Here is a 14,485-nt window from a genome sequence, read left to right as displayed (position 1 = left end):
TTCAACCAACTTTATCTTTTAACGGGTTACTGAAAAATTCATTTTTACACAGCCTCGCAAACGCGCGCGAGTAGGGGTAAAAACAACAAAACCACCTCGAAGGTGGTTTTGTTATTCCAATGCTTTTTATTTTACTTAATTAACCAAGTAAAGTAGCCTTGGTAGCATCCAATATTTTAAAGGCAGCATCAGAAGTTGCAGCCTCTGCATATACACGTAAAACAGGCTCTGTACCCGATGGACGAACCATTACCCATTCACCGTTGTCGAAATGGAATTTGTAACCATCCATATCTTCTACTGATTTTACGGGGTAAGAACCAAATGATGAGTATGAGCGATTATTACAAGCCGCTATAATTGCTTGTTTTTTATCTTCAGTTAGGTGCAAATCATAACGTTCAACGGCAAAAGAACCTACAATGTCGTAAACCTCTTCGATCAGATCATCTAATGATTTACCGGTTTTAGCCATGAATTCCCAAATGGTTAAACCAATCCATATACCATCGCGCTCAGGAATATATCCGGCAATTGCCAAGCCGCCTGATTCTTCACCACCCACTAAAACTTGTTTACCTGAGTTCACCATTAGATCGCAAATGTATTTAAAGCCAATTTTTGTAATGGTATGCGGCAGGTTATAGGCCTTACACAAGTCGGCAATTTTTTGTGTACAAGAGAAGGTTGTAATAACATCTCCGTTTAAGCCCTGGTATTTATGTAGGTAGTGGATTAATAATAAGAGGATATGGTGTGAATCAACGAATTTGCCTTCGGAATCGTATAAACCAATACGGTCGGCATCACCATCGGTAGCTAAACCAGAATCAATATCTCCACTAAGTTTAATTAATTCCGAAAACTCTTCCAGGTTTTTATGGATCGGTTCCGGAGCTTGTCCGTCGAAACCTGGGTTGTTATCGCAATGCAAGAATGTGATATCAGGGAACAAACGACGCATTGCGTTCTGACCCGCTCCGTACATGGCATCGTAGGCAAAATTCATCCCTGAATTTCGAATGGCTTCAAGGTCAAATTTCTCCTCCACATGTTTCACATACATATCTTCCAGATTAATCTCTTCAATTAATCCTTGTTTTTTGTACTCAGCTATTGATAAAAACTCTAAAGGAACTCTTTCCGGAATCAAGTTTTCAACTTCGTCAATCATTGCAGGGGTAGCAGGGCCACCGTATGACGCTTTAATTTTATATCCACTGTATGCCGGTGGATTATGGCTTGCTGTAATAATCACACCTAAATCAGCATTTAATAAAGTTGTTCCAAGCGAAACCATCGGTGTTGAAACAAAATCGGTAGATGAGATATATACTTTAATACCTGCATTAGCAAATACTTTGGCGGTGGTTTCTGCAAATAGCTTACCGGCAAATCGAGGGTCATTACCAATAACAACAGAAGCATTGCTTTTCTGCTCTTTTAACCATAATGCCGTTCCATAGGCTACACGGGTAACATTTTCAACGGTAAATTCCTGGGCTATAATGGCACGCCATCCGTCGGTGCCGAATTTTATGTTTATCATAAATTTTTAATTACCGGGCTAAATTAATGAATCAATAAAAAAATATCAGTATTTTGGCGAAATTTTAATTTTAGGTAGTATTTAAACAAATCCTTTCGCGAAATTATTGATAAAATTTATTAATGTTGAAATTTTATTAACCATTGGAGAGAAGGATAAGAATACGAACCAAAACCAATATTCATTTATATTTTTTAATTATTCACCCTAACAATGAAAGTATTAAAGTTTGGAGGAACTTCTGTGGGTAGTCCGGAGCGTATGCGCCGACTAATGGACATTGTTGACCCAAAAGAACGTCAAATTATTGTGTTATCAGCAGTATCAGGTACTACTAACAGCCTGGTTGAAATCAGCGAAGCATATAAGATTGATAAGAGCAAGGCTGTTGAATTAATTGACAATCTAAAATCGAAGTATATTGTTTTTATACAAGATTTATTCCCTCAAGAAGACTTTTATAAACAGGGTAACGAAGTAATTGAAACCTATTTTGGTACTTTATATTCATATGCTAATGAATCATCGTTTACGGTTGCTCATGAACGTGCAATTTTAGCGATCGGTGAGTTGATCTCTACCAATTTGTTCACTATTTACCTGTTGCAAATTGGCATTGAGGCGGTTCTATTACCTGCACTGGAGTTTATGAAAATTGATGAAGAGTCGGAGCCGATCGTTCCTTATATCACCGAAAAATTAACACCAATGCTGGAAGCCAATCCAAGCACGAAATTGTTCATTACTCAAGGTTTTATCTGCAGAAACCCATACGGAGAAATTGATAACTTAAAACGCGGTGGTAGTGATTATACGGCTTCATTAATTGGCGCAGGTATTACCAGTGAAGAAGTTCAAATTTGGACGGATATTGACGGTATGCATAATAATGATCCTCGTATTGTTAAAAATACCCGTCCGATTGCACGTTTATCATTTGAAGAAGCTGCGGAGCTTGCTTATTTCGGTGCTAAAATTCTTCACCCGCAAAGTGTGCTTCCTGCTCAAAAATATCGCATTCCGGTTCGTTTAAAAAACACCATGGACCCGACTGCTCCGGGTACTTTAATTGACGCTCAACGTAGCGAAGGAGAAATTAAAGCGGTAGCTGCAAAAGATGGTATTACAGCGATTAAAATTCAATCGAGCCGCATGTTAATGGCTTACGGTTTTTTACGTAGGGTTTTTGAAGTGTTTGAGCGTTATAAAACACCAATTGACGTGATCACTACTTCAGAGGTTGCTGTTTCGGTTTCCATCGATAAAACCGATAATCTGAAAGAAATTATCACTGAATTAGCTGATTTTGGTTCAGTAGAAGTTGACAAGGATTTAACTATTATTTGTATTGTAGGCGACTTTGTATCATCGAAAACAGGTTACGCAGCAAAAGTGATCAATAGCATGAAAGAAGTTCCGATGCGTATGATTTCTTACGGAGGAAGCAACAACAATATTTCAATTATTGTTGATTCGAGCTTCAAGCACTCGGCTTTGTTAGATCTTCACGAAGGATTATTTAGCTAGAAAAGGTTTGTTAGGTGATATTCACTTAATCAATTTAAAACAACCAATTAACAAGTAGATGTTTTCAAACGAATTAATAAATAAATTTCAACCGCTCGAAACGCCATTTTATTACTACGATTTATCGTTGTTAAAGAGTACGTTGGAAGCCTGTAAAACTGCATCAGCAAAATATAACTTTCATGTGCATTATGCCTTGAAAGCTAATTTTGATGCGCGCGTGCTGGAAACCATCCGATCATTTAATATCGGTGCTGACTGTGTAAGCGGAGGAGAAGTAAAAAGGGCAATTGAAACCGGGTTTTCTAATAAAGCTGTTGTATTTGCCGGAGTGGGTAAGTCGGATGCCGAGATTAATTATGCATTAGATCAGGATATTTTCTGCTTTAATGTTGAATCGATTCAGGAGCTGGAGGTAATTAACGGACTTGCTGCCGCCAAAGGTAAAACTGCAAAGGTTGCTTTGCGTATCAATCCGAATGTAAATGCCTATACTCACAAATATATCACCACAGGTTTAGAAGAGAACAAGTTTGGCATTAACCAATGGGAGTTTGATAAGGTGGTAGCCGCATTGAAAAAGCTGCCAAATATTCAATGTCTTGGCTTACATTTTCATATAGGCTCACAAATAACTGATTTAAATGTTTTCAAAAGCCTTTGTATCAAGGTGAATGAAATTGTAACATGGTTTAGGGAGCATCATGTTGAGATCAATGTGATCAATGTTGGAGGTGGATTAGGAGTTGATTATTATCATCCGGATACGAAAAGCATCATTGATTTTGAAACCTATTTCAAAATTTTTGATTCATTTTTAGAACGTTCGGCAATTCAGGAAGTTCATTTTGAGTTAGGTAGGGCTTTGGTGGCTAACTGCGGTTCATTAATCTCAAGAGTATTGTATGTTAAGAATGGCCAGGTAACTAATTTTGCCATTTTAGACGCCGGTATGACCGAATTAATGCGTCCTGCTTTATACCAGGCCTATCATAAAATCGAAAATATTTCGAAAGCAAACAGTGAAAAGACTAAAAATTATGATGTGGTTGGCCCAATTTGTGAATCAACCGACTGTTTTGCAAAAGCAGTAGAATTGCCAGAAACACATCGTGGCGATTTAATTGCGATCAGAACTGCCGGTGCCTATGGCGAGGTTATGGCTTCTAACTATAATTTAAGGGATAAGGTAAAAGCGGTTTACGGAGAATAATCACTGATTTCGGGTTGAAAATTACGAGTTACGAATTAAGAATTCGCAACTTGTAACTTTCAACCCTTAATTATTTTAAAACAGTGTGTTTCCTTTTGAGTGGTGCAGTCTGTTCAAATGCTTATATGCTAATTCAGTTGCTTCTCGTCCTCGCGAGGTACGCATCAAATAACCTTCCTGAATTAAATAAGGCTCATACACTTCTTCAATAGTGCCTTCATCTTCGCCTACAGCTGTGGCAATGGTTTTCAATCCCACAGGGCCTCCTTTAAATTTATCGATAATGGTAACCAGTATTTTGTTATCCATTTCATCCAAACCATGTTCATCAACATTTAAAGCATTTAACGCAAAACGGGCAATTTCGGTATCGATGTTTCCATTACCTTTTACTTGGGCAAAATCTCGGGTTCGTCGTAAAAGCGCATTGGCAATACGTGGAGTTCCCCGGCTGCGACGGGCAATTTCATAAGCTCCTTGCTCAGTAGTAGGTGTTTTTAAAATTTCAGACGAGCGCATTACAATACTGGTAAGCAGTTTCGCATCGTAATATTCTAAACGGGCATTAATACCGAACCTAGCTCTTAATGGAGCAGTTAGCAAACCTGATCGGGTAGTGGCACCAACCAATGTGAAAGGGCTAAGCGATATTTGCACTGAACGGGCATTGGGGCCTGTTTCAAGCATTATATCAATTTTGTAGTCTTCCATTGCCGAGTAAAGGTATTCTTCAACAAGCGGACTTAATCGGTGTATCTCATCAATAAATAAAATATCACCTTCGGATAAACTGGTTAATAAGCCAGCCAGATCACCTGGTTTATCTAAAACAGGGCCCGAAGTAATTTTAATACCGGTGCCCATTTCATTGGCAATAATATGAGAAAGGGTGGTTTTACCCAATCCAGGAGGGCCGTGTAATAAAACATGGTCTAATGCCTCACCACGATTTTTGGCTGCCTTAACAAATATTTTAAGGTTCTCCAAAATCTTAGCCTGACCGGTAAAGTCGTCGAACTCCTGTGGGCGCAATACTCTTTCAATCTCTCGTTCAGTAGGAGTGAGCCGCTCTGCGTTTGGGTCAAGATTAGGATTCTGCATTATTGATTTTTGATTTAGCCAAAAGTATTAAAATATGGTCTTAGAAGTACAATTTTAGAAGTACAATTTTAGAAGTATGCAACTCGTACTTCGTAATTCGAACTTAATATAAAAGCAAACGGTCCACTGATTATGATCAATGAACCGTTCTTAAATTTTATTTGGTGGATTTGATTTACTTCGAACTTAATATTTCTCGCTACTTCTTAGTCGAATCCGATTCTGAATAGTTTTTTGGTTTTTTACCAAACATGGAGAAATGAACATAGCGTTTCGGATTTAAGCGGAAGTCGACCATTAGTTTATCCAGATCTGCAGAGGTCTTTGTTAAGTTATTATAAAGTTGGTCATCATTTAATAATAAACCAATCGAGCCTTCTCCTTTTTGTATTTTGGTCATTACAGCATTTACCGCAGCCATTGTTTTGCTGGTATTCAGTAAGGTTTCCTGAAGGTTTCCTTTGGCAACTTGGTCTGTAATATTATCAATATTAGCTAAAGCACTGTTAATTTTATCGTTATTATCTTCCAGATTTTGAGTTATCGATTCAACATTGGCCATAATAGCATTCAATCGGTCGGCACTGGTGCCAAACTTCGTTGAAGTATTTTCAATATTTTTCATAGTTGCTTCAACGCTTTTAAAGCTACTTTGAACGCTGCTCTGAAATGCAGGGCTTAGAATATTATTTACACCGGTTAATACTGAATCGAGACGCACCAATGCAGAGGCGGCTTTATCTTTTAATGGGTTTAATGATTCCATTATCGACGCTTCAATGCTTGAACTGAATACAAAACCTTCTGTTGCCATTTCAGATGAGTTGCCCAGTTTTAAAACAATTGCTTTACCACTTAATAAATCAGGACTTTGAATTTCTGCAATCGAGTTTTTAGGAATTTCAAGATCACTTGAAATATCTAAACGGGCTTTTATTTTATGATCAGGTTGTAGGTCTAAGCGTGCCACCCGACCGATCTGAAATCCATTTACCAACACCGGACGTGAGATGGTTAAACCATCAACTCGGTCATAAATCACATAAAATTTGCGGGTACTTGAAAAAACATCGTTACCACGCAAGTAATTATATCCTAAAATTAAGCAAGTTATGGCAAGGGCAGTAAGAATCCCAATTTTAGTTTCGTTCGCTATTTTCATCAGATTAGTAAGAAATTAAACAGGTTAAGATGATTGACTGATTAAACAGGCATTTATCGGAAAATAATTTATCATAAGCTAAATTAAATTTTCTTAACCTACAGGTGGCAAAAGTAAGAAAAACCTTTATTCATTTCCACAGAATCTAAATTAGAAGCAGTATGGTAATTAAAGGTCTTATATTAATGGTTAATAAGCAATGCTGCTAATTAGCCATTTCCACTTCTTTTTTATATGCTTTAAAGGCCCTGAAAAGAGAAGAGGCCACTTCATTCTGGCCATCATCGCTGGCTAAGTATTTGCCTTCCTCACGGTTAGAGATAAATCCGGTTTCAACTAAAATTGCTGGCATATTAGTATATCGCAATACAAGAAAACGTTCCTGGCGTACACCACGACTGTAGCGATTGTCAGTTTCGCCAAACTCATTTTCTATTTTAGAAGCAATGGAAAGACTTTTATCGAGGTTTTTATTTTGATACAAAGAAAAGATAATGTACGATTCAGGTGAGTTTGGGTCGAAACCGTCGTAGCTTTTCTCGTAATTGTCTTCCAATAAAATTACGGAGTTTTCACGTTTGGCAACTTCCATCTTTTCTTTATTTGTTCTTGAATCAATACCAAAGGCATACGTTTCGGTTCCATAGGGCGAGCTACTGGCGTTTGAGTTGCAATGTATCGATACAAATAAATCAGCTTTATTTCTGTTTGCAATATTGGCGCGTTCATACAATTCGACAAAAGAATCGTCTTTACGGGTATAAACTACCTTAATTTCTGGGAAAGCATCGTCAATTAATCTTCCAAATTTTAAGGCAATGGCAAGCGCCACTCTTTTTTCGGTTCCCCAAGCCCGGTTGGCGCCAACATCTTTACCACCGTGACCCGCATCAATTACGATTGTTTTAAATTTATAATTACTCGATTTTTTTAATCTATCTTTCTGTGTAATAGACTCTAAGTTGAAAGACGATAGACTAATAAATAAAAACGATAGAGCCAAAGTGTTAAAAAATATTCTGACTGCTCTAAATTTCTTTAACTTTGGGGTGCTATTAAATTCCATAATCGCAAAAATAATATTCAACAAAATATTTTGAAATTATTAGGCAAGCATTTTACACAAACTTTTGCAGTATTAACATTTCTATCTTTGACGAGCGTAATAACCTTGAATACGAGCGCATTTGATAGAAACTCTTCTTCATTCTCCCTAAAATCGATAATCCTTAAAGACACCATTCAAAAACCGAGTAGGAAAATCGACTCAATTCGAATGGATACTGCTACCCAAAGGGTGAAACTGAATAATAAAGCCGGAACTGCGTTAAAATCTAAGGTAGAATATAATGCCAAAGATTCAATTTTGGCTGACATTTCTGGAAAGTATCTTTATTTATACAAAGATGCCGAGGTAAAGTTCGAGGGCATAACACTTAAAGCCGACTTTATAAGGGTTGACCAAAACACTATGATTGTTTACGCTAAGGGCATGAAAGATAGCTCTGGCGTTTATAATGGTAGGCCATTTATGACAGGTGAAGGCAGTGATGTTATTGCAGATAGTTTGGCATATAATTTCAAATCGAAAAAGGCGAAAGTTTGGTCTGGAGTGACAAAAGAAGGTGAAGGTTTTATCAGAGGTGGCCAAATGAAGCTGAATGAGAATAAGGAAGGCTTTTTAAAAGGGGGAACCTACACTACTTGCAACGACCCTGATCATGTACATTTTGGGATAAAAATTACCAAAGCCAAGGTAATGGAAAACAGGGTGGTTACTGGCCCAGCCTATTTATACATCGAGGATATACCCACACCGCTGGTGGTGCCTTTTGGTTTTTTTCCTAAGACCTCAAAGCGAGCAAACGGAATAATTTTTCCGTCTATTGGAGAGGATGAACAAAAAGGCTTTTTCCTACGTGATATGGGGTATTACTTGGGGATAAGCGACAATATTGATATGGCGCTTAAAGCCAGTATTTTTACTAATGGCAGTTATGATCTAGGTGCCTCGTCACGATATGTTGTGAGATACAAGTACACAGGAAACTTAAACTTTACCTACTCTAATTCGAGATATGGAGATGAGGGAACTCCTGAATTTCACACTAATAAGGATTTCCATATAATGTGGTCTCACAGTCAAAGCCGACAAGGAACCGGTTCAAGCTTTTCGGCCTCGGTTAATTTATCATCTTCCAAATTTTATCAGAATACCGGAAATTTTATTCCTTTGCCTAATCGTTTAAATAGCAGCTCAAATTCATCCATTAGTTATTCAAAAACCTGGCAAGGTAAAACTCCTATCAATCTTTCGAGCTCTCTAAGTGCTTCACAACAGTTTGAAACTGGGTCTGTTAATCTAACATTGCCTACATTAACATTAAACGGTATTCAGTTTACTCCGTTTGACTCACCGAATCGAATTGGGCCGCCTACATTTTATAGTAAAATAAGGGTTACCTATGGATTAGCCTTAAGTAATACGATTAATACCTACGATAGTTTATTATTTAAATCAAATGTTCCACCAGAGCATCAATTTAAAACCCTGGTTAATCATTCAGCAAGCATTCAAACCAGTTTCAATGTGCTGAAGTTTATAAACATTTCACCAAGTTTGCCTTATACCGAAAACTGGTATTTCAGAACGGTAACAAAAGAAGCGGATCCAAATACAAATCAACCAATTACTACTTATCACAACGGGTTTAAGGCAGAGCGAAGCTACAATCTTTCAGTTAGTGCAAGCACCACCTTATATGGTATGGCACAGTTTAAAAACGGTGGGATTAAAGCTATACGACATACGTTAAGACCATCGGTAAGTTATAGCTACAAACCCGACTTTTCTGATCCTAAATATGGCTATACTAAAACGTACACTGATACTGCGGGAAAGGAAGTACCATACTCTGTATTCGAGTCAGGGTCGTCTAGCTACGGAAGGAGCAGTGTGGTAAGTTTTGGACTTAGTAATAACCTGGAGATGAAGGTTCGATCGAAAAAGGATACAGTGAATGGAGAAAAGAAAATATCTATTTTAAATGATCTAAGCGTTACCTCCAGCTATAATTTTGCCGCTGACTCATTGAACCTTGCCCCAATTTCAATGAGTGGATATACCAATTTATTTAAAACGGTGAACTTGAATTTCGGAGCTATATTCGATCCATATTTTATTAATAGAAATGGTGTAAGAATCAATAAGTTTTCCATCAACGAAGGAGGTCCTTTATTGAATCTAACTAACGCCAACATCTCTTTAAGTGCTAGCTTCAATTCTAAAGCGAAGAACAGGCCTCAATTTACCACACAACAGCAACGTGATTTGTATCTGATTGATCCAAATCCGAATAATTTCATTGATTTTAGTATACCTTGGAATGTAAGTGTTAACTACGCTTTTAGTTATACTCCTTCTTATATAAATGGGAAAAAAATCAATAATTACTTTCAAACAGTAAACGTAAACGGGGATTTTAGCTTAACACCAAAGTGGAAAATCAGTGGTATGACAGGTTATGATCTAACCAACAAATCCCTATCACCAACAACTTTAAGTATTGCCCGTGATTTACATTGCTGGGACTTACAAGTGTACTGGGTACCGTTTGGACAGTATAAACAGTATAACATTGATATTAGGGTAAAATCATCAATTTTGCAGGATTTAAAGCTTAGTAAGCGCCGTCCATATTATTATGATGATTCTTATTAAGAGAGTAGGTATCGTAGAATTATTGCATTTTTTTAATCTTTATTTTGTTTTTTTAGAAATATCACAATATCTTAGCGATAAGAATTAAACAAATGAAAAATCTGAGCACTATTATTACTGTCATTATTATTATCGTGGTGATTATTCACACATGACAGGGAAGTAGTGCACTTAAAATTGTAAAGCAAACACAAACATAAAAAGAGCCGCTTCCCAAACAGGGAGCGGCTCTTTTACTTTATCAGAACTATGCAAACAACAACCTCCGATTTAACAGAACAAATATTGCTGGCTGCCGAAAAGCTCGACGGCGTTGCAGTAAAAACACCTTTGCAATTTGTAACCCGATTATCCGAAAAATACAGGTGCAAATTATATATCAAGCGGGAGGACATGCAGCCGGTTAGGTCTTATAAAATCAGGGGGGCGTATAATAATATTATCAATCTTGATGCGGCTCGAAGGGACCGCGGTGTTGTATGTGCCAGTGCTGGTAATCATGCGCAGGGGGTTGCTTTGAGTAGCAAGAAGCTGAAGATAAAGTCGCATATTTTTATGCCTCAGGTAACTCCGCGTCAAAAGATAGAGAAGGTACGAAGCTTTGGCGGCGAATGGGCCAATATTGTTTTAACGGGAACTACTTATGACGAGGCCTATGCCGCAGCAAAAAAATTTACGGAACAAAATGATTTGGCCTTCATTCATCCCTTCGATGATTGGAATACAATTTTCGGTCAGGCTACTGTGGCAAAGGAAATAAATGATGAGTTAGCAGATATTGATGTATTGGTGGTGCCAATTGGGGGGGGCGGCCTTGCATCGGGAGCATGCTTATACTTTAAGGAAAATCGTGAGCAGGTAAAAGTAATTGGAGTGGATCCGGCAGGCGCACCTAAAATGGTTGAAGCTCGTAAATCGGGTAAACCAGTGCAACTTACATCTATTGATACTTTTATTGACGGAGCAGCAGTAAGGCAGATTGGCGAACAAACCTTTCAGATCATCAATAAGCATATTGATCAGCTTTTAACAATAGAAGAAGGAAAAGTTTGCACAACCATGATCGAACTTTATCAGAATGAAGGAATTATTGCAGAACCGGCAGGGGCAATGTCAATTGCTGTTCTTGATAAAATTGCTGATCAGCTGAAAGGCAAAAAAGTGGTTTGCGTGCTTAGTGGAGGAAATAATGATATCGCCCGTTATCCTGATATAATTGAACGAAGTTTGATTTATGAAGGCTTGAAATACTATTTTATTATCGAGTTTGCACAGAAACCGGGTGAGCTTCGTAATTTCTTGAACGAAGCGTTAGGGCCCAACGATGACATTGTGCATTTTCAATACCTGAAGAAAACAAACAAGGAATTTGGTCCTGCTTTAGTGGGCATCGAGCTCGCTTCTAAGACTGATTTAGATCCTTTGCTATATCGCCTTAAACAAAATCATATCAATTACATAAATGTGAATGATCATGAAATGCTGAGAAAATATCTTGTTTAAGTCATATTAAAACGACCATATAAATTTATCATCCAATTTTAACCTTATAGATCGATATATGTATTTTAATGAAAACTCAATTGTCTTTTACAATGGGCAATATGTAAACATCAAGGATGTTAAGCTAAGTCCCTACAGCCAATCGTTTCATTACGGTAATAGTGCCTTTGAAGGTATCAGGGCCTATGAAACGGATGAAGGTACCCGTATTTTTAAACCTATAGAGCATTTTAAACGCTTGGTTTACTCTTGCGAAACGCTGAATCTTTCTTTAAACTATACTGTGGAAGAATTAACGGATATTTCCTATGAATTAATTCGTCGTAATCATTTAAAAAATGCATATATCCGTCCATTAGTTTTTGCTGGTGATAATTTGTCGCTAACACCTGGAAATACTCATAATATTTTTATTGGAGCTTTTAGCTGGGCGGTGTATTATGGTGATAAACAACCTCGCTTAATGACCTCTTCTTATATTCGAATCAGTCCTTCGGCTTTTCATGTTGATAGTAAAGTTAACGGGCAATATGTAAACGCCATACTGGCAACTCGCGAAGCAAAGCAAAAAGGATTTGATGAGGCTTTATTACTTGACCAAAATGGGTTTGTAGCACAATGTGCAGCATCAAATTTCTTCTTCGAAAAAGATAACATCATTTATACACCTGATGTAGGAAATATATTTCCAGGTATTACACGCTCAACAGTAATTGACATTGCTCACGATCTGGGCTATCAGGTAATAGAAAAGAAAATAAGACCTGAAGAATTGATTGATATAGATGGTGCATTTTCAACCGGAACAGCTGCAGAGGTAGCCGGAATTGAAAGTATTGACGGCAAAAGCTTTCGTAAAAAATGGCAAGACACAATTGGCTACGAAATAAGCGTAAAATACAGGAAACGAGTTACTTTAAAAGAATACAAAGGTTACATCATCTAAATTGAGCATCGTAAAACAAAACAATGATTGTTTATCAAACTTTTAAAGAAAACATACTTTTATATTAAATTTTACAAATGAATAAACTGAATAAATATAGTTCAACATTAACACAGGACACTACATTACCTGGTGCTCAAGCCATGTTACATGGAATTGGTCTTTCTGAGGAGGACATGAATAAAGCACAGGTAGGCATTGCCAGTGCAGGTTATGAGGGAAATACTTGTAATATGCATCTGAATGACTTAGCGAGATCGATTAAGGCTGGTGTGAAGGATAACGAGATGGTGGGGCTTATTTTTAATACCATTGGAGTGAGTGATGGTATGTCAAACGGTACCGAAGGTATGCGTTACTCATTACAGTCACGTGATATTATTGCCGACAGTATTGAAACTGTAGTATCGGCACAGTGGTATGATGCTGTAATTACTGTAATGGGTTGTGATAAAAATATGCCGGGTGCTTTAATGGCTATGGGTCGTTTAAATCGCCCTGCTATTATGGTTTATGGTGGTACTATTGATGCCGGTCATCATAATGGGAAAGATCTTGACATCATTTCAGCTTTTGAGGCATTAGGGCAAAAAATTGCCGGAGATATAACACCAGAAGAATTTAAAGAAGTAGTAAAACATGCTTGCCCGGGCTCTGGAGCTTGCGGAGGGATGTATACAGCTAATACCATGTCTTCAGCAATTGAAGCACTTGGAATGAGTTTGCCTTACAGTTCATCAAATCCTGCCGTAAGCAAAGAAAAGCAGGATGAATGTAAAGCTGCAGGTAAAGCAATTCGTTCTTTACTGGAGAAGAATATTCTTCCAAAGGATATTATGACTGAAAAGGCATTTGAAAATGCAATGACGATCATAATGGCTTTAGGTGGATCTACAAATGCTGTATTGCACTTAATTGCCATTGCTAAGGCCGTTGATGTTAAAGTTACGATTGATGATTTTCAACGTATTTCAGACAGAACTCCTTTCATTGCCGATTTAAAACCTAGTGGTAAATATTTAATGAAGGATCTTCATCAGGTAGGTGGTATCCCGGCTGTAATGAAATACTTACTAAAAAAAGGATACTTACATGGCGATTGTTTAACTGTTACTGGAAAAACAGTTGCTGAGAATCTTGCAAACGTTACAGATCTGTCAGAAAATCAGCAAATTATTGTGCCAATTGAAAGTCCGATCAAAGCAACGGGTCACTTACAAATTTTATATGGAAACTTAGCTGCTGAAGGTTCAGTTGCTAAAATTACAGGTAAAGAAGGCTTGAAATTTTCGGGACCGGCTAAAGTATTTAATACTGAATTTGAGCTTAACGATTCGGTTCTTTCAGGTAAAATCCAAAAAGGCGATGTGGTGGTAATCCGTTACCAAGGACCTAAAGGAGCACCAGGAATGCCTGAGATGCTTAAGCCAACTTCATTAATTATGGGAGCAGGATTAGGTAAAAGTGTAGCATTAATTACAGATGGACGCTTTTCAGGAGGAACTCATGGTTTTGTTGTGGGACACATTACGCCTGAAGCTCAAAATGGAGGCTTAATAGGCTTGCTTAAAGATGGCGACCTCATTACGATTGATGCCGAAAAGCGAGTCTTAAATGCAGAACTAAGCGATGAAGAGATCGCAAGCAGAAGAGCTGCATGGCAAGCTCCGGCCTGGAAAGCCACTAAAGGTACATTAGCTAAATACATCAAAAACGTTTCTTCAGCTTCTGAAGGATGTGTTACAGATGAGTTATAACATTAA

Annotated in this window: 10 protein-coding genes; 6 read left to right on the top strand and 4 right to left on the bottom strand. The window is 37.6% G+C overall.

Features of this window, described 5'->3' with window-relative positions; all coding sequences use genetic code 11:
* Positions 1-139: 139 nt before the first annotated feature.
* On the bottom strand, positions 140-1,549 hold the full coding sequence (locus NF867_RS12730; protein WP_252588380.1) for a phosphohexomutase domain-containing protein: 1,410 nt from the start codon (positions 1,547-1,549) through the stop codon (positions 140-142).
* 213 nt (positions 1,550-1,762) lie between these two features.
* On the opposite strand from NF867_RS12730, the gene NF867_RS12725 reads away from it, so the two are divergent.
* Entirely contained in the window at positions 1,763-3,076 is a 1,314-nt protein-coding gene (locus NF867_RS12725; protein ID WP_252588379.1) for an aspartate kinase, read from the top strand.
* Positions 3,077-3,134: 58 nt separating this feature from the next.
* Positions 3,135-4,289: a diaminopimelate decarboxylase gene (gene lysA / locus NF867_RS12720; protein WP_252588378.1), complete on the top strand. Its 1,155-nt coding sequence runs from the start codon at positions 3,135-3,137 to the stop codon at positions 4,287-4,289.
* Between the two features lie 75 nt (positions 4,290-4,364).
* Here lysA and ruvB read toward each other — a convergent pair whose 3' ends face one another.
* The 3 genes from ruvB to NF867_RS12705 form a co-directional block, all read right to left on the bottom strand.
* Entirely contained in the window at positions 4,365-5,390 is a 1,026-nt protein-coding gene (ruvB, locus tag NF867_RS12715; protein WP_252588377.1) for a Holliday junction branch migration DNA helicase RuvB, read from the bottom strand.
* Between the two features lie 199 nt (positions 5,391-5,589).
* Complete coding sequence (locus NF867_RS12710) at positions 5,590-6,552, bottom strand: MlaD family protein (protein ID WP_252588376.1); 963 nt, start codon at positions 6,550-6,552, stop codon at positions 5,590-5,592.
* A gap of 205 nt (positions 6,553-6,757) precedes the next feature.
* Positions 6,758-7,555: an N-acetylmuramoyl-L-alanine amidase family protein gene (locus NF867_RS12705; RefSeq protein ID WP_252588375.1), complete on the bottom strand. Its 798-nt coding sequence runs from the start codon at positions 7,553-7,555 to the stop codon at positions 6,758-6,760.
* A gap of 150 nt (positions 7,556-7,705) precedes the next feature.
* Between NF867_RS12705 and NF867_RS12700 the strand changes: the two genes are divergently transcribed.
* From NF867_RS12700 to ilvD, 4 genes are all read left to right on the top strand, one after another.
* Entirely contained in the window at positions 7,706-10,273 is a 2,568-nt protein-coding gene (locus NF867_RS12700) for a putative LPS assembly protein LptD (RefSeq protein WP_252588374.1), read from the top strand.
* Positions 10,274-10,522: 249 nt separating this feature from the next.
* Positions 10,523-11,776: a threonine ammonia-lyase IlvA gene (ilvA, locus tag NF867_RS12695; protein WP_252588373.1), complete on the top strand. Its 1,254-nt coding sequence runs from the start codon at positions 10,523-10,525 to the stop codon at positions 11,774-11,776.
* 58 nt (positions 11,777-11,834) lie between these two features.
* Positions 11,835-12,722 (top strand): branched-chain-amino-acid transaminase, encoded by an 888-nt coding sequence (ilvE, locus tag NF867_RS12690; protein WP_252588372.1) that lies wholly within the window; start codon positions 11,835-11,837, stop codon positions 12,720-12,722.
* A 77-nt stretch (positions 12,723-12,799) separates the two neighbouring features.
* Positions 12,800-14,479 (top strand): dihydroxy-acid dehydratase, encoded by a 1,680-nt coding sequence (ilvD, locus tag NF867_RS12685; RefSeq protein ID WP_252588371.1) that lies wholly within the window; start codon positions 12,800-12,802, stop codon positions 14,477-14,479.
* The last annotated feature ends 6 nt before the right edge of the window (positions 14,480-14,485 follow it).

Source organism: Solitalea agri (assembly GCF_023914155.1).
Taxonomy (GTDB): domain Bacteria; phylum Bacteroidota; class Bacteroidia; order Sphingobacteriales; family Sphingobacteriaceae; genus Solitalea; species Solitalea agri.
The sequence above is the reverse complement of the archived record's forward strand: the minus strand, read 5'-3'. Positions and strand labels throughout refer to the sequence as shown.

Excerpts from the sequence above, each read along its gene's own strand:
- NF867_RS12730 (WP_252588380.1), bottom strand. The coding sequence starts at position 1,549 with ATGATAAACATAAAATTCGGCACCGACGGATGGCGTGCCATTATAGCC.
- NF867_RS12725 (WP_252588379.1), top strand. The coding sequence starts at position 1,763 with ATGAAAGTATTAAAGTTTGGAGGAACTTCTGTGGGTAGTCCGGAGCGT.
- lysA (WP_252588378.1), top strand. The coding sequence starts at position 3,135 with ATGTTTTCAAACGAATTAATAAATAAATTTCAACCGCTCGAAACGCCA.
- ruvB (WP_252588377.1), bottom strand. The coding sequence starts at position 5,390 with ATGCAGAATCCTAATCTTGACCCAAACGCAGAGCGGCTCACTCCTACT.
- NF867_RS12710 (WP_252588376.1), bottom strand. The coding sequence starts at position 6,552 with ATGAAAATAGCGAACGAAACTAAAATTGGGATTCTTACTGCCCTTGCC.
- ilvA (WP_252588373.1), top strand. The coding sequence starts at position 10,523 with ATGCAAACAACAACCTCCGATTTAACAGAACAAATATTGCTGGCTGCC.
- ilvE (WP_252588372.1), top strand. The coding sequence starts at position 11,835 with ATGTATTTTAATGAAAACTCAATTGTCTTTTACAATGGGCAATATGTA.
- ilvD (WP_252588371.1), top strand. The coding sequence starts at position 12,800 with ATGAATAAACTGAATAAATATAGTTCAACATTAACACAGGACACTACA.